Source organism: Metabacillus sp. RB-C-LZQ-3-1 (assembly GCF_058315175.1).
The window spans coordinates 44,825-61,234 of sequence record NZ_JBZFLI010000022.1; the positions used below are offsets into that span (position 1 = coordinate 44,825).

The 16,410-nt window shown below is 36.8% G+C and carries 19 protein-coding genes; 17 read left to right on the top strand and 2 right to left on the bottom strand.

The genetic code is table 11. The annotated features are described in order from the left end of the window. The first annotated feature begins 194 nt into the window (after nucleotides 1-194). Entirely contained in the window at nucleotides 195-674 is a 480-nt protein-coding gene (locus tag AC4GZ8_RS23005; RefSeq protein WP_491084217.1) for a PH domain-containing protein, read from the top strand. Beyond that, entirely contained in the window at nucleotides 664-2,112 is a 1,449-nt protein-coding gene (locus AC4GZ8_RS23010) for a PH domain-containing protein (protein ID WP_491084218.1), read from the top strand. Before AC4GZ8_RS23005 ends, AC4GZ8_RS23010 begins: the two co-directional genes overlap by 11 nt. 16 nt (nucleotides 2,113-2,128) lie before the next feature. Here the strand turns inward: AC4GZ8_RS23010 and AC4GZ8_RS23015 are convergent, their stop codons facing one another. Next, nucleotides 2,129-2,851: a rhomboid family intramembrane serine protease gene (locus AC4GZ8_RS23015; RefSeq protein ID WP_491084219.1), complete on the bottom strand. Its 723-nt coding sequence runs from the start codon at nucleotides 2,849-2,851 to the stop codon at nucleotides 2,129-2,131. A 409-nt stretch (nucleotides 2,852-3,260) separates the two neighbouring features. On the opposite strand from AC4GZ8_RS23015, the gene acpS reads away from it, so the two are divergent. The 14 genes from acpS to AC4GZ8_RS23085 all read left to right on the top strand — a co-directional run bounded on the left by acpS (nucleotide 3,261) and on the right by AC4GZ8_RS23085 (nucleotide 15,592). After that, nucleotides 3,261-3,626, top strand: a complete 366-nt coding sequence (gene acpS / locus AC4GZ8_RS23020) for a holo-ACP synthase (protein ID WP_491084220.1) — start codon at nucleotides 3,261-3,263, stop codon at nucleotides 3,624-3,626. Nucleotides 3,627-3,915: 289 nt separating this feature from the next. Then, complete coding sequence (locus AC4GZ8_RS23025; protein WP_491084221.1) at nucleotides 3,916-4,935, top strand: LolA family protein; 1,020 nt, start codon at nucleotides 3,916-3,918, stop codon at nucleotides 4,933-4,935. 322 nt (nucleotides 4,936-5,257) lie between these two features. Then, nucleotides 5,258-6,457 (top strand): alanine racemase, encoded by a 1,200-nt coding sequence (alr, locus tag AC4GZ8_RS23030; protein WP_491084222.1) that lies wholly within the window; start codon nucleotides 5,258-5,260, stop codon nucleotides 6,455-6,457. Nucleotides 6,458-7,113: 656 nt separating this feature from the next. Further along, nucleotides 7,114-7,395, top strand: a complete 282-nt coding sequence (locus tag AC4GZ8_RS23035) for a CopG family ribbon-helix-helix protein (protein ID WP_026562079.1) — start codon at nucleotides 7,114-7,116, stop codon at nucleotides 7,393-7,395. Nucleotides 7,396-7,399: 4 nt separating this feature from the next. Then, the gene (ndoA, locus tag AC4GZ8_RS23040; protein ID WP_026562078.1) at nucleotides 7,400-7,750 is read left to right on the top strand and encodes a type II toxin-antitoxin system endoribonuclease NdoA; all 351 of its coding nucleotides are present in this window, start codon (nucleotides 7,400-7,402) and stop codon (nucleotides 7,748-7,750) included. A gap of 409 nt (nucleotides 7,751-8,159) precedes the next feature. Beyond that, nucleotides 8,160-8,993 (top strand): STAS domain-containing protein, encoded by an 834-nt coding sequence (locus AC4GZ8_RS23045; protein WP_491084223.1) that lies wholly within the window; start codon nucleotides 8,160-8,162, stop codon nucleotides 8,991-8,993. 4 nt (nucleotides 8,994-8,997) lie between these two features. After that, nucleotides 8,998-9,360, top strand: a complete 363-nt coding sequence (locus tag AC4GZ8_RS23050; protein ID WP_491084224.1) for an STAS domain-containing protein — start codon at nucleotides 8,998-9,000, stop codon at nucleotides 9,358-9,360. Between the two features lie 3 nt (nucleotides 9,361-9,363). Continuing rightward, nucleotides 9,364-9,765 carry an anti-sigma regulatory factor gene (locus tag AC4GZ8_RS23055; RefSeq protein ID WP_491084225.1) on the top strand — a complete coding sequence of 134 codons (402 nt, stop codon included), beginning with the start codon at nucleotides 9,364-9,366 and terminating at the stop codon, nucleotides 9,763-9,765. 10 nt (nucleotides 9,766-9,775) lie between these two features. Beyond that, nucleotides 9,776-10,783 (top strand): PP2C family protein-serine/threonine phosphatase, encoded by a 1,008-nt coding sequence (locus AC4GZ8_RS23060; RefSeq protein ID WP_491084226.1) that lies wholly within the window; start codon nucleotides 9,776-9,778, stop codon nucleotides 10,781-10,783. A gap of 56 nt (nucleotides 10,784-10,839) precedes the next feature. Beyond that, nucleotides 10,840-11,172, top strand: coding sequence for an anti-sigma factor antagonist (locus tag AC4GZ8_RS23065; protein WP_491084227.1), 333 nt, complete (start codon nucleotides 10,840-10,842; stop codon nucleotides 11,170-11,172). Continuing rightward, nucleotides 11,169-11,651 carry an anti-sigma B factor RsbW gene (gene rsbW / locus AC4GZ8_RS23070; protein WP_491084228.1) on the top strand — a complete coding sequence of 161 codons (483 nt, stop codon included), beginning with the start codon at nucleotides 11,169-11,171 and terminating at the stop codon, nucleotides 11,649-11,651. The genes AC4GZ8_RS23065 and rsbW overlap by 4 nt, the downstream gene beginning before the upstream one ends. After that, nucleotides 11,617-12,408: an RNA polymerase sigma factor SigB gene (gene sigB, locus AC4GZ8_RS23075; protein ID WP_491084229.1), complete on the top strand. Its 792-nt coding sequence runs from the start codon at nucleotides 11,617-11,619 to the stop codon at nucleotides 12,406-12,408. The genes rsbW and sigB overlap by 35 nt, the downstream gene beginning before the upstream one ends. Next, the gene (locus AC4GZ8_RS23080; RefSeq protein WP_491084230.1) at nucleotides 12,405-13,004 is read left to right on the top strand and encodes a PP2C family serine/threonine-protein phosphatase; all 600 of its coding nucleotides are present in this window, start codon (nucleotides 12,405-12,407) and stop codon (nucleotides 13,002-13,004) included. Before sigB ends, AC4GZ8_RS23080 begins: the two co-directional genes overlap by 4 nt. Before the next feature lie 425 nt (nucleotides 13,005-13,429). Continuing rightward, nucleotides 13,430-15,592, top strand: a complete 2,163-nt coding sequence (locus AC4GZ8_RS23085; RefSeq protein WP_491084231.1) for a Tex family protein — start codon at nucleotides 13,430-13,432, stop codon at nucleotides 15,590-15,592. Nucleotides 15,593-15,613: 21 nt separating this feature from the next. Here AC4GZ8_RS23085 and cmpA read toward each other — a convergent pair whose 3' ends face one another. Next, nucleotides 15,614-15,727, bottom strand: a complete 114-nt coding sequence (gene cmpA / locus AC4GZ8_RS23090; protein WP_491084232.1) for a cortex morphogenetic protein CmpA — start codon at nucleotides 15,725-15,727, stop codon at nucleotides 15,614-15,616. Between the two features lie 94 nt (nucleotides 15,728-15,821). On the opposite strand from cmpA, the gene AC4GZ8_RS23095 reads away from it, so the two are divergent. Beyond that, nucleotides 15,822-16,280, top strand: coding sequence for a SprT family protein (locus tag AC4GZ8_RS23095; protein WP_491084233.1), 459 nt, complete (start codon nucleotides 15,822-15,824; stop codon nucleotides 16,278-16,280). The last annotated feature ends 130 nt before the right edge of the window (nucleotides 16,281-16,410 follow it).

Sequence of the window (16,410 nt, forward strand, 5' to 3'; positions counted from 1 at the left end):
CATAGTTTTTGTGTCGAGCTACAGCGCCTAGCACCGATGCGACAGGACGTCGTGTATTTAACTGCCCCTAGGTTCTAGCCACAAATGAATGGAAGACAAACTTCTATTCACTTGTGTCTTATTTGCCTGAGGGATCAAGGAGCTTGCGCTTTTCTAATGGATCGTAAATGAACATTGTTGAAGGGGAGAGTAGGTTGAGAAAGCAACCGCAAAATCAGATTAGTTTAAAAGCACTTACTGTCTGGAGGATTAGTGCTTTAATTGGTACGGGGGTAGGGTTATTAATTGTAATTGGTTTAGGGATTGGTGCCTATTTCCTTGAGCTTTCCTATTGGTATATCGTTGGAGCTGCAGGAATTTGGGTTATCTACTCAATCATCAGTGTATTTTTGGTGCCTAAAATTAGGCATCGAGTTTGGAGATATGAAGTCCATGAGCATGAAATTGAATTGCAATTTGGCCTTTTTGTTATTAAAAGAGTATTAATACCAATGGTAAGGGTCCAGCATGTTGATACTCATCAAGGACCGCTTCTTAGAAAGTATAAATTAGCTTCCATTGAAATCTCAACAGCCGCAACTAAGCATGAAATACCGGCATTAGATCTTGAAGAGGCAGATCAGCTAAGAGATCATATCTCAAGGTTGGCAAGGGTGACGGATGATGATGTTTGAACCGAAACGAATTCATCCTGTGGGGATGATATTAAACTTTGTTAGAATGATAAAATCGTATATTGTACCTGCGATCATTTTCTTTTTTGTCAGTAGTAATGAGTCCTTTAACTTATATTTAATTGTTGGAGGAAGCCTTCTTATCCTGTTAGTGATGGTCATTAGCATATTAGAATGGTGGAAATTCACCTATATTATTGTGGACGGTGAATTGAGAATTGAACATGGTGTTTTCGTCAAGAAAAAAAGATATATTCCGATAGAGCGTATTCAAACAATAAATATAACCGCAGGCATCATCCAGCAAATTTTTGGCCTTGTAAAGGTCCAAATTGAAACGGCAGGCAGCGGGATAGAGGCTGAGGGAAGTTTAACGGCCATTAAGAAACAAGAAGCAGATCGAATTCAAGAAGAAATTTCTAAATACAAGCAGCTATCAAAGTCCTCTATTGCAGGGAGTGAACAAGAGGAAGTCATTCTTGATCTGCCTAATTATAAAATGACAATAAAGGATCTGTTAGTAGCAGCTAGCACTTCAAGTGGAATCGGAGTTATTATATCTGCAGTAGCGGCCTTTGTTTCTCAATTCGATGAATTTATTCCATATGAAAAAATCATTGACCGCTTTGAATTTCTTACAAACGCAAGCATTACTTTATATGCAATCTTAATTTTTATTGCCTTCTTTATTGCATGGATACTTAGTATCATTGGTGTGTTATTAAAATATGCATACTTTACTGTAGTAAAAGGTGAGGATGAAATCCAAATTTCCAGAGGGATTTTTGAGAAACGACAAATCACGATTCCAGCAAAGCGGATCCAAGCAATACAAATTGTTCAAAATCCTCTAAGGCAGCTCCTGGGGTACACAACGATCTATATTGAAAGTGCAGGAGGAAATTCTGGGGATGAGGGTCTTTCTACAATTTTATTTCCAGTTGTACCAAAGAAAAATGTAGATCAGCTTTTATCAGAGTTTCTACCAGATTTTAAACAAAATAATGACTTATATCGATTACCTAAAAGATCCATGCTCCGCTACGTGATTCGAAAGGTTATTCCTGCTCTTATTGTTATTATACCAGCAGCCTATTTTCTTCAACCTTGGGGGTATTTATCGGTCATTCTATTACCTATTGCTGCTTGGTGGGGCTATGCTACATATAAGGATGCTGGATGGAAATATGATGGGAGTCAATTAAATGTAGCGTTTCGTGTTATCTCCAAAACGCATGTCCTCGTAAATCGAAACCGACTGCAATCCATTAAAAGCAAAACGACGTATTTTCAAAAAAGAGTCTCGTTGCAAACCTTTGAGTGTACAATAAAATCAGGACTGCTAGGACGAAATTTTACTGTGAAGGATCTTGAACAACAGGATGTTGAGAGGATTATAAACTGGTATTCATATGAAAAAAACAACAGACACAGCTGATGGCTGTGTCTGTTTTCTAGGAAAGCCTAAAAATAAGACCTAATAAAATGAGGATAATAAAAATAATCCAGATGATATTTTGGAGACGAAGCCTAAAGGTGAATTTGGAACGGTTGTAGCTAGGTGTGTAAAAGGTTTGATGTGAGAATTGTGCTCTTTTTTTGATGAAAAGTGGAGCAAGTAAAAACCCTCCAATCATTCCAAATAGATGTGCAACAACATTTATATTTGAATTAAAAAAGGTCATGATAAGACCAATGACTAGGATACTAATGATAATTTGTGTATTTGCTTGATCAATGAGTCCTTTTCTGAACAAAACTATGAATAGGTATATTCCAAATAAGCCGAAAATGGCACCTGAAGCACCTATATGAGAGTATTGAAGCGGTTCGATAATATATGTTGCAATATTGGCTATCATCCCGGATCCAAAATAAGCCAAAATAAATTTCATTTTTCCTAACATTCTCTCTAATGCTGGAGCAAATAAAATGAGGGAGATCGAATTGAAAAAAAGGTGACCAAAGCCAATATGAAGGAAGATTGGCGTAATAAGCCTCCAATACTCTCCGTTTGCAAGCCCGGCGTTATAACCATCTAATAATCCTAATAGGATTTTAAGTTGGGGGATAGGTATTTGAAATAGCAACCAAAATAAGACGTGAATACCAACAAGAATCGATACAACAGGATATAATTGAAGAAATGTACGGAAATTTTCTGTTCTAGTAAACATCGTGTCCTCCTTACAGCATTTTATTTTTTTGTTATGCTTTGGTAAAGATTAACTGTTGATAAGATGGACATCAACAGGCAAAAAAACAGCGCCTTTCGTGTAAAGGCAAAATATTAAATAACTGTTAGTTTTGTCCCATTCTTAACGGGCAGTAAGATTCCTACTTCAAGATTCGAGAGAAACAAAGAAGATAAGTGAGATAACTGCCCGTAAAGATCCGACGAAGGACAGGATGTCCTAGTTAGGCTAAGCCAAAGGACGTGGCGTTTTTAGCGTGATAAGTTTCGTTAACCATCAGTGGAGGATGAAGAACCCCCCGATGATGGAAGTCTCACTTTATACTAACACGAATATGTACGAGTTATGGTAAATAGTACTATTAAAAGGCTTGGAAGGTGTTGTATTACATATGATAAAAGGAATTGGCTTGGATATTATTGAGCTTGATCGCATAAGGAGAATTGTTGAACGTCAACCAGGATTTATCAAACGGATATTAACGATAAATGAGATTGAGAAATTTGCCAATCTTTCAAAAGAAAGAAAGGTTGAGTTTTTAGCAGGACGTTTTGCTGTCAAGGAGGCCTATTCGAAAGCATTAGGAACAGGGATAGGAGAGGAAATTGGATTTCAGGATATTGAGGTTAACAATGATGAAAAAGGAAAACCCTATATCAAAATTCTAAAAGAAACACCCAGCAGCACGAGCATTTTTGTCTCGATTACACATACACGCCAATATGCAGCAGCCCAGGTTATTTTACAGGAAAGGTAAGGGAGAAATACCTTTATCCTCTTTTTTGTAGATTTTGACGACCAGTGCCTCTATAAATATCGAAACTTATTCCGTTCAAATGGTTTTCTTCTTTTTCATGGCTAGTCTGCATATTCGGAAAGTTTGTCTCATATATTGGGTAATGCGATAGGGAAGACAAGTTGTTTTTTTAGAAATCATCTAGTGTTGCAATTGGAAATGACAGAAATAAGCCTGATTTTCCATGAGATGAGGTCTAGTGAAACATTCTTCCTGTTTAACGTTATATGAGGCAAAGGGGTTGAAAAAGTTGAAAAAAAGCTTGATGTTATTTTTAGTAGGGCTTTTAACAGTACTAGTTCTAGCGGGATGTGGGGAGAAGTCACAGGCTGATGTCGTCCAAGCGTTAGAAAAAAAGATTGAGGAAATGTCAGGATACAAAGCAAAGGGGAAGATGACGCTTCAAACAGGAAGTGAGCCTCAGGAGTATGAAATTGAAATTTGGCACAAAGGTCCAACATACTATCGTGTAAACCTTAAAAATTCACAAAAAGACCAGAGTCAAATGATTTTACGAAATGATGAAGGGGTATTTGTTTTAACTCCGGCACTAAATAAGAGCTTCCGTTTCCAAAGTGATTGGCCTCAAAACAGCAGTCAAGCGTATCTTTTTGAATCATTAGTTAATGATATCGTAAAAGATACAGAAGCAAAATTTAGTACAGCTGAAGACAAATATGTGTTTGAAACAAAAACAAATTATCAAAATAATAAAATGCTGCCTGCACAAGAAATTACATTCAATAAAAAAGATTTAGCTCCAAAAATGGTGAAAGTCATGGATACAGAAAGAAACCCGCTAGTTGTTGTTGAATTTACTAACTTTGAATTTAATGCATCGTTTGATGATAATTCATTTGATGTCGAGAAAAATATGTCTAGTGCTCAGATTGAAGTTCCTACGATGGCAACAGGAGACCGCGAACCATTTGCTGTGAAATATCCTTTAGAGCAACCAAATGGTGTTAAGCTTCTGGAGGAAACTGAAGTCAAAACAGAGAATGGAAAACGTGTGATCCTAAGCTTTGGTGGAGAAAAATCATTCACATTAATACAGGAAACAGCAGCTGTTGCCACACCTGCATCTGCTTCAGCATCAACCTTCGTTGATGGGTACCCTGCAGATTTAGGATTTACTATTGGCGCCATGACAGACACAACATTAACATGGTCTCACGATGGAGTAGATTATATGCTAGCTTCAGAAGATTTAACAGAAGAAGAAATGTTAATGGTTGCTCAGTCAGTTCAAGGTCAAACAGCAAAATAAAGTGATACTTCCATCAGTGGGGGCTTCATCCCACCTGATGATTAGTTGAACCGATCGGACCTTAACGGGCAGTTATCCCCCACACCTCCCCTCTTGGTTAACTCAAAAACTTGGGTGGGGGATCTTACCGCCCGTTAAGAAATGGGTAAAATGATTCGGGTGGATTATCCACCCGATTTTTTCATTTGAATGTACACTATCGAATCTTAACTACGGACATTAATTTGCCCAATTTCCTCAAATTTTTTCTCATCTGGATTTGACATTTCTGTCTTATAATCGGGATAATCAATCATAGAAGATTAGATGAGGAAGTGGATTTATGCAAGTTGGTTTTTATCGTGATACTTGGGTTGAAGTAAATTTAGATGCTATAGAGCATAATGTAGAAAATATGAAAAAGCATATAGGTGATCAAGTGAGTTTAATAGCCGTTGTCAAGGCAAATGGCTATGGGCATGGCGCAAAACAGGTAGCAGAAACAGCGCTTCATGCTGGTGCATCTATGCTTGCGGTTGCTTTTATTGATGAAGCGATATCCTTAAGACAACAGGGGATTAAAGCCCCGATATTAGTATTGGGTGCTATACGTGCAACTGATATTGAACTTGCAGATAAGTATAATCTTATCATTACCTGTTTTTCGGTTGACTGGCTTAAAGAAGCAAGTAAAGCTTGTGTATCTCATGGTATTCAACTCCATATTAAGGTTGATACAGGAATGGGACGTTTAGGTGTAAGAGAAGAGAATGAGTTAAAAGAAATATTTTCAATTGTTGATTCCTCACCATGCTTTCAAATTACAGGGATTTACACCCATTTTGCAACAGCGGATGAAGATGAACCATCATATTTTTTAACTCAATATGAAAGATTTCAGGAACTGCTATCATTTATTCCTCATCACGATTTGCTCGTTCATTGTGCAAATAGTGCAACAGGGTTGAAATTTCCTTCCAAAATATATAATGCAGTAAGACTCGGGATTTCGATGTATGGATTGTCACCTTCAATAGAAATGAAAAATAGTCTTCCGTTTGAGTTAGAAGAAGCTTTTTCTTTACAAACAAAATTAGTTCATGTTAAGAAGGTACCTAAAGGAACGAAGATTAGCTATGGTGCAACTTATGAAGCGAAACAAGATGAATGGATTGGAACTTTGCCAATTGGTTATGCTGATGGATGGATAAGAAAATTAAAAGACTCAGACGTATTAATTGATGGTAAACGATTGCCGTTAGTAGGAAGAATTTGTATGGACCAGTGTATGGTAAGATTACCTTACGAACTGCCAGTAGGGACGAATGTCACATTAATTGGTGAACAAGCAGGCCAAAAAATTTCAATAGATGAAGTGGCAAATCGTCTTGAGACGATTAACTATGAGATCACTTGTATGATCTCAACTAGAGTCCCCCGTATATATATTAGAAACAAACGGAATTGGGAACTGAGCAACCCGCTTTTAACTAATATGACCAAGGAACCCTTACTTTTGAAATATCACCAAGAAAATGAATAAATTAAAAATACATGACGATAATAGAGAAGGGTAAACGTTTAAAGGTAGTCATGTCTAAGTTTTTAAATAAATCCAAGGGTATAGACCAAAACACTTCCACAGAAAAAAGCTGGAGAATGAGCTTTAAAGGAATGGATGTTTGCGTCACGATTAGAGGATCAAATGTAATTATGTTACAATAATGATTTAGTTCAATAACTTTTGTAAAGCATCTAATAGCCCTATATGGTGCCTTTTTGTCTGGGAAAGTGACCAAGGGACTTGTTCTTTTTATTACATTTAATCAATAATAATCAGTTTTGGTGTCTAGATGCGAAGCACAGGACGTGCAAGTGCAGTGGTGGAGATTGACGTTGCATATTTAGACTGCCAGCGCCCAGTGAATTTCATCCTTCCTTGCGGATAAGTCAACATAGACGCTTGCGCTCTTTGTGTTTCCTTTTCACGACCTTAAGAGGCAATAAGTTGACTACACGTTACACGTAGGAAGCCGGATAAGTCTCACTTTATCTTATACGGAGGGCTCCAGTTCATATGTTGCTGAACTGAAGCTTCCGCTTTCTTTATGAAAATGCTTTGCATCTTCTGAAGTAAATGTTATTATTAAATTTGGAATGAATATAATAGGATGGTAAGTTTGGTGGAGGTGTATGTTTGTGTCTGAATCCAGCGCAACAACAGAAATTTTAATTCAGTTACCTCAAGCATTAGTATCAGAATTAGATGGACTGGTGAAACAAGAGAACGGAAACAGAAACGAGCTTATTTATCAAGCGACAAAAATGTATATTAGAGAGCGTAAAAAGCGTCAGATTCGTGAATCTATGAGACGTGGATACATGGAAATGGCAAAGATTAATTTAAATATTGCATCTGAAGCATTTTTGGCAGAATCTGAGGCTGACCATACCGTAGAACGCTTAGTAAGCGGGGGTTAATCATTTGATTGTTAAACGTGGCGACGTTTATTTTGCCGATCTTTCCCCTGTTGTAGGCTCTGAACAAGGTGGCGTGCGTCCTGTATTGATTATTCAAAATGATATTGGGAACCGCTTTAGTCCTACAGTCATTATAGCGGCAATTACGGCCCAAATTCAAAAAGCAAAATTGCCAACTCATGTTGAGATTGATGCGAAGCGTTACGGGTTTGAAAGGGATTCGGTTATCCTTCTTGAACAGATTCGAACGATTGATAAACAAAGACTGACTGACAAAATTACCCATCTCGATGATGAAATGATGGATAAAGTTGATGAGGCTTTACAAATAAGCTTAGGACTTATCGATTTTTAATGTGTTATAAATAGAAGATAGAGCCTTAAAAGGATGCTGGTTTAAGCATCCTTTTTTGTTATCGTCCAGAAAATGATAAAATTCTCGTACAGTGTCAAGCGCGCGACATCCAGCTTCAGCGCCTAGCCCCGAAGTACAGGATGTGCAAGTAGGGTGATTTAAAACGATTTTGATTTTAGACTGTCAAGCTCAGCAATTAGTAAATGTGCGATAAGTTACCGCAAACGCTTGCATCTATCTGAATTTTGTTCTAACAACGAAATAGGACAATATGTATGGAATAGTGGATGAACATAAAGATATATGCGGTTTGTTAATAAAGTGTATTCTGCGTATTTCTTTTTTTTGACCACTAATGACTGTATAATTAACAAAGATGGTTTTATATCTAAGGGGGAATATCAGAAACATGAGTCAAACTTCTAATCCATTCTTGACGTTTATTCAAGAAAATAGAGAAGAACTTATAGAAAAATGGGAACAAAAAATGAAAGATAATGATGATCAAAAACTATCATCTGTCATTTCAGATCACACATATACAACTATATGTAATGAATATATTAATATACTATCACACTCTTTTATAAATCCAGATGATGAAGGTATTATTGAAAAGATTGGGGATTTTTCACAAAAGATTGTTCAGTTAGGATGGTCACTACGTTTCATTTCAACTAGCTTATCTGATATGAATAAGATCTTGTTTGTGATGATGACAACAGAAAATACGGAAGAAGAAAAGATGAACTTGGTTTGGGCATTTGATAAATGGATCACTCCAATTAGTAGTGAAGTTCTGCACCAATATGCATCATCATGGGAGCGTACTGTTTCTCTTCAAAAGATTGCCCTACAAGAATTATCTGCACCTTTGATTCCGGTGTTTGATAATATTACAGTGATGCCTCTAGTAGGTACTATTGATACGGAGAGAGCAAAGCGAATTATGGAAAACCTGCTTCAGGGTGTGGTCAAGCATAGAGCTGAGGTTGTATTAATAGATATTACAGGTGTTCCTGTCGTTGACACAATGGTTGCCCACCATATTATCCAAGCTTCTGAAGCCGTAAGACTCGTTGGGGCAAAGTGCTTATTAGTTGGTATTAGGCCTGAAATAGCTCAAACAATCGTGAATTTAGGAATTGACCTGAGTCAAGTAATCACAAAGAATAGTTTGCAAAAAGGGATAGAATCTGCCCTGGAAATGACAAATCGTCAAATTGTATCCTTGGGGGAATAGCCAAATGAATCCTAGAATACCGATTTTAAAATTGTATAATTGTTTGCTTATTTCGATCCAATGGGAGTTAGATGATCAAACCGCACTTCAATTCCAAGAAGATTTACTTCATAAAATCCATGAAACAGGTGCTAATGGAGTAGTCATTGACCTTACTTCTGTAGATGTCATTGATTCCTTTATTGCGAAAGTTTTAGGCGATGTGATAAGTATGTCGAAATTAATGGGTGCAAAGGTTGTTTTAACTGGGATACAGCCAGCTGTAGCCATTACGTTAATCGAGCTAGGCATCCAGCTTGAGGATGTGCAAACAGCTTTAGACTTAGAAAAAGGTCTTGAAACATTACAGCAGGAGTTGGGGGAGTAAAGCATGGAAAACCAATCCTGTGTCAAAATTGTCACCGAATGGGACATTGTAGCGGCCCGCCAACTCGGTCGGAATGTTGCAAAAGAGCTCGGATTCGGTACAGTTGATCAAGCGCGAATTACAACTGCTATTTCCGAATTAGCTCGAAATATATATCTATATGCAGGACAAGGAGAAATGCGAATTGAACGCATTCAAGATCTTAGTAAAAAAGGTTTGAAAATAATAGCCATTGATAATGGACCGGGAATTCCTGATATTCGTAAAGTAATGGAAGATGGCTTCTCAACCTCAGGCGGGTTAGGAGCTGGTTTACCGGGAGTAAAGCGTTTAATGGACGAATTTGATATTTCTTCCTCGGTAGGTAAAGGAACTAATATTCAGGCGGTGAAATGGCTTCGGTAGGAGGGTGTAAATGGATTATCGCGATGTGCTAGAACCAAAATATCGGGAACTACTTAGAAATTACTTAAATGAACAAACAGAAACTGCACTTTACCAAGGGCAGAAATTCAGTAGGAAAACGATAGAACATCAAATACCTCCTGAAGAGATTATTAGTACTCATCGTAAAGTATTACAAGAACTTTACCCAGATATACCAAAGAATGTTTTATCATCATTTGACTTCTTACTTGAGGTTATGATGGGCTATGGCCTTGCTTATCAGGAGCATCAAAGTTTACGAGATCAACAACTTGAAATTCGGTCTGAAATACAAATTGCTGCAAATGTTCAGCAAACACTATTAGAGACATCCATTCCTTGTGTTGATTCGTTAGACATTGGGGCCATCAGTGTTCCAGCTAAGCAAATGAATGGTGATTATCATCATTTTGTTCACGATGATCAGGGAATAAGCATTGCGGTTGCAGATGTAATAGGGAAAGGTATTCCTGCGGCATTGTGTATGTCGATGATTAAATATGCAATGGATAGCTTCCCGGAATCACGTAAAAACCCAAATCAAATCTTGGAAAACCTAAATAGAGTCGTTGAACGTAATGTAGATCCAAGTATGTTTATTACGATGTTTTATGGAATGTATAATATTAAAGATCATATTTTTACATATGCTTCAGCCGGACACGAGCCGGGATTTTATTTTAAAGCCTCTTCACAAACGTTTGAAGATTTAGATACCAAAGGACTTGTATTAGGCATTGATCAGAATTATAAATATCAACAATACCGGAAAAATGTAGAGCCGGGTGATATGATTGTCTTATTATCAGATGGTGTAACAGAATCACGAACAGATGAAGGCTTTGTTGAAAGGACTGCCATTACAAATTTAATTAGCCGATATAAAAATTTATCTTGTCAGGAAATAGTGGATAAAATTTATAGGCATTTTGAAAAAATGCAGGACTTTCAGTTAAGAGATGATTTCACTTTAATAATAATGAAAAGAATGGTTTAATGAAACTTTTTATAGGGTAAGTAAAAATATAAAAGTTCTTTTCGAGGTGATAACGGATGAATATAAATGTTGATATAAATAATATAGGTGATCAGACGATCGTTTCCGTGGCCGGAGAAATTGATGCTTATACAGCACCTAAGTTGCGAGAAGCAATTTCACCGCTAGCGGAAGACTCAAAACCAAACATAACGATTAATTTAAAAGACGTATCCTATATGGATAGTACGGGACTCGGTGTATTTGTAGGATTGTTAAAAAGTGTGAGGAAAAATAATGGACAGCTGAATTTAGTTGAATTGTCGGATCGTTTGGAGCGCTTATTTACTATAACAGGACTAAGTGACATCATTGATATATCTTCAAAATCAGAGGGTGGGGTACAATGAAGCAATTAGTAGATTATATCGAGATGAAGGTTCCGGCTAAACCAGAGTACGTAGGAATTATCCGTTTAACACTCTCTGGTATTGCTAGTAGAATGGGATATTCATATGATGATATAGAAGATTTAAAGATTGCAACAAGTGAAGCGTGTACGAATGCTGTACAACATGCTTATAAAAAAAATGAAGAAGGCGAAGTTGTTGTCGGCTTTGGGCTTTATGACGATCGCCTTGAAGTGATGATTGCCGATAATGGAAAAAGCTTTGACTTTGAAAAAACGAAAAACGAATTAGGTCCTTATTCCGCTGCAAGCCCTGTTGATCAGCTTCCAGAAGGAGGTTTAGGTCTCTATTTGATGGAAACGCTCATGGATGAAGTCCGTGTACTTGTTAACTCTGGAGTAACGGTCTTTATGATCAAGTATTTAAGCGGGGAGCGAATTGATCATGGCACAACCATCTCAAAGTATGAAACTAACTAATGAAGAGGTAATCGAGTTTATTCTTGAGTTCCAGCGAAATGAATGTGAAAGGGCTCAATTAGCACTCGTTGAACACTATACAGGCTTAGTTGAGACTTTAGCGAAAAAATATTCAAAAGGGAAAAGTTTCCATGATGATCTAAGGCAGGTCGGAATGATAGGTCTATTAGGCGCCATTAGAAGGTATGATCCAACTGTTGGAAAGCCGTTTGAGGCGTTCGCAATCCCAACAATTATAGGTGAAATTAAGAGGTTTTTAAGGGATAAAACATGGAGTGTACATGTTCCAAGAAGAATTAAAGAATTGGGGCCAAAAATCAAAGCGGCAGTAGAAAAATTAACGAATGACAATCAACGTTCACCTAAAGTACAAGAAATTGCTGAATACTTAGACGTGACGGAAGAGGAAGTTCTGGAAACAATGGAAATGGGAAAAAGCTATCATGCCTTATCTGTTGATCATTCAATTGAAGCAGATTCTGATGGAAGTACGGTCACAATACTTGATATTGTTGGCTCTCAAGATCAGGGGTATGAGAAGGTAAATCAAAAGCTTATGTTACAAAGTGTATTGCATGTTTTATCCGAGAGAGAAAAAGAAATTATCGAATGTACATTTATTTTAAATAAAAGTCAAAAAGAAACTGGTGAGCAACTAGGAATCTCACAAATGCATGTGTCAAGGCTGCAAAGAAGAGCGATCCAAAAACTGAGAGAAGCATTGTCAAAAGACATGCCGCCGGAGCTAAATAGATGATTGTTAAAGAGTCTAATCAACATGTTCATACACTAGCTTTTCAACTACCTAAGGAAGGTAAATCATGTTGTGGTGATAGCTTTTATATAAAAACAACAGATAACTTTATGATTTGTGCTTTAGCTGATGGTCTCGGAAGTGGTGAACGAGCGAATGAATCATCTGCTGCAATCAGTTCATTAGTTGAAAAACAATATAATGAAGACGTCGAAGTTCTAATGCAATTGTGTAACAATGAACTTAAAGATAAGCGCGGAGCAACAGTTTCAATCTTAAAGGTGGATTTTCATACTAAGAGCTTTACTTATAGCTCGGTCGGAAATATTCGATTTATGCTTTATATACCTTCAGGGACATATATTTATCCCCTTCCAATACTAGGCTATTTATCAGGAAAACCACAAAAATATCGAACACAAACTTATTCCTATGAAACAGGTTCAAAGTTTATTATTCATACGGATGGCTTAGTATTTCCAGGGGTAAAGGCATTGTTGAATAGAGGAGATTCTGTTGAAGATCTATCACGACAACTTGACGTTTATACCAAAAACAGAAATGATGATCTAACATACATAGTCGGTCAGCTATTTTAACTTCTTTAGCTGGTCGGCTATTTTTATTGGGCTATTTTAGCAAATTTTGTTTTTGTAATAGGGGTTGAGAAGGAGGGATTTGAGCTCCAGGATGCTCATCTTAAGCGGGGCGGGCGGTGAGCTTCCTGTCTAGCTCCGAAGCACAGGATGTGCAAGTGCAGTCGTGGAGATTGACGTCGCGTATTTGCCCTAGGCTGATCAAGGCATTTCTAACAGGGGTCTCGCACCTTCCGCTCAAATCAACCGACAGCATTCTGTGGAAAGAACTAATAAAAACAATAAAATATTTAAAGTGAGATTAATTTATGGTTAAAACAATTGATGAATTAGGTAACATATTTTAATAGCCGCAAAATATTTGATAAAATGAATTACATGCATTTCATATTTTTAACAATACGAATGTCTCGTTTGGAGGATTATAGATGATAGAAAAACAAGAGAGAATTATGAAATACATTAGTAAAGAGCTTAATATTAGTTTAAAACAGGTTGCTAATGTTATTACACTTTTAGAAGAAGGAAATACAGTACCATTCATCGCGAGGTACCGTAAAGAGCAAACAGGTGCATTAGATGAGGTGCAGATTCGGGATATATCAGAAAAATGGACATATACTCAAAATTTAGAAAGCCGTAAAGAAGAAGTATTGCGTTTAATTGAAGAACAAGGGAAGCTAACGGAACAACTTGCGGCTGAGATTAATTCATCAATGAAACTTCAACAGGTTGAAGATCTATATAGACCTTATAAACAAAAGAGAAGAACTAAGGCAACTGTTGCGAAGGAAAAAGGCTTAGAGCCGTTCGCTGAATGGATTCTTTCTCTTCCAGCTCAAGGGAACTTAGAACAAAAAGCGCTGGAATTCGTTAATGAAGAAAAAGGAGTAACCTCTGTTGAAGAGGCAATTCAGGGAGCGCAAGATATTATTGCAGAGCAAATATCTGACCATCCTAAGTATCGTCAATGGATTCGGGATATAACTTTTCGAAAAGGGCAGATCTCTTCTTCTGCAAAGGGTGTCGAAAAAGATGAAAAAAATGTATATGAAATGTACTACGAGTATGAAGAACCTATTCATAAAATTGTCCCACATCGAATACTTGCGTTAAACCGCGGGGAAAAGGAAGAGGTTATCAGGGTTTCTATCCAGCCGCCTGCAGAACAAATTGTCGAATACCTTAAGAAGGAAGAACTTAAAAGAAAATCAACTATTGTAAATGAAATAATTGCAGGTGCAATTGAAGATGCTTATAAAAGGCTCATTCAGCCTTCCGTAGAGAGAGAAATTAGAAAGGAGTTGTCTGAGAAAGCTGAGGATCGTGCTATTCATATTTTCTCAGAAAACTTAAGAAATCTACTTTTACAGCCTCCTTTAAAAGGTAGAATGGTTCTTGGAGTAGATCCGGCCTATCGAACTGGATGTAAGTTAGCAGTTGTAGATGAGACTGGAAAAATGCTTTATATTGGTGTTGTTTACCCACATCCACCCGTTAATAAAAAAGAACAGGCAAAAGAGAAAGTTATTGATGTATTAAAGAAATTTAACATTGAAGTGGTGGCGATTGGAAATGGTACAGCATCAAGAGAAACAGAGCAATTTATCGCAGACACGTTAAAGGAAGTGAACGGTGATACTTCCTATTTAATTGTAAACGAAGCGGGTGCCAGTGTTTACTCTGCGTCAGATCTTGCTAGAGAAGAGTTTCCGGATTTGCAGGTAGAGGAAAGAAGTGCTGTTTCCATAGCGAGAAGGTTACAAGATCCATTAGCAGAATTAGTGAAAATTGATCCAAAGTCAGTTGGTGTAGGTCAGTATCAGCATGATGTTTCACAAAAGAAATTAAATGATTCACTTACATTTGTGGTTGAAACAGTTGTTAACCAGGTAGGTGTTAATGTGAATACTGCTTCTCCTTCTCTTCTGCAGTATGTAGCTGGTTTAAGTAAGACTGTTGCAAACAATGTTGTAAAGAAAAGAGAGGAATTAGGAAGATTTTCTAACCGAAAACAATTAAAGGATATTCCGAGATTAGGCGCCAAGACTTATGAACAGTGTATAGGTTTCTTACGGGTAATTGATGGTGATCATCCGTTAGATCGAACAAGCATTCATCCTGAACGTTATGCAGAAGTAGAAAAGCTCCTTAAGCAAGTAAATGCATCATTATCTGATTTAGGAACTGATGAGCTAAAGGAAAAAATTAAAGGCTTAAATTTAAAGGAAGTTGCTGAAGTTCTTGGAGTAGGAGAGTTAACGTTAAAGGATATTTGTGATGCCCTTATCCGTCCGGAAAGAGATCCTCGTGATGAAATTTCTAAGCCGTTATTAAAAAAAGATGTTCTAAAATTAGAGGATTTACAACAAGGAATGGAGCTACAAGGAACAGTAAGAAATGTTGTCGATTTTGGTGCATTTGTAGATATTGGGGTCAAACAAGATGGCCTTGTACATATATCAAAGTTAAGCAAGTCGTTTGTAAAGCATCCTTTAGATATTGTTTCGGTAGGAGATGTTGTGACCGTATGGGTAGATGATGTGGATTTCAAAAAGGGTCGAGTAGCACTTACAATGGTAGATCATTAAGATTGTAAAAGAAACACTGCTTCAAGAGCAGTGTTTTTGTCTATAAAAAAACCAGCATTGATTAAGTAATTTTATTTGATAACGATTTTTTTCTAAAAAGGCTCGTTGCATTTGATTTTGTAACCATGACGGCATTGCTCATACCTCCTTAGCTATTATAATGGAGTATGGGTGTTTATAATGTATGCAGGAAACTAGTGTAGTGTTACATGAAATGAGGGGATTTTTAATGAATGATCAAATGTTACAAAAATTAGTTGAAGAAATATCGTTAACTTACTTTGGTAAGAAGTTTAACCATAGGGCTTATTTTAATAATCGTCTTAGAACGACAGGTGGAAGATACATGTTGCATAGTCATAATATTGATATAAATCCTAAGTACTTTCAAGAGTATGGTTTGGATGAGGTGATTGGAATCATCAAGCATGAACTGTGTCATTATCATCTTCATATAGAAGGTAAAGGATATAAACATGGTGATCAAGATTTTAAATTCTTGTTAAAAAAGGTAGGAGCTCCGAGATTTTGTCAACCATTAAATAATGAAACAAAAGTTCAGAAAGCATTCTTAATATATCGGTGCAGAAACTGTCACCAAGAGTATAAAAGAAAAAGAAAAGTGGATACAACAAGGCTTGTTTGTGGAAAATGCGCTGGAAAAATCTATCTTCACAGAAAGGGTTGACTCTAAAGTTGGTACTGTGTTAAATTATAAAAGCCGTCGCTGATGGCAATTGAATTTCAAACTTTTTATAAATGAAAGTCTTGACAGGACAAACCCTAATTAATATAATTAAGGAAGTCTGTAAGAAATC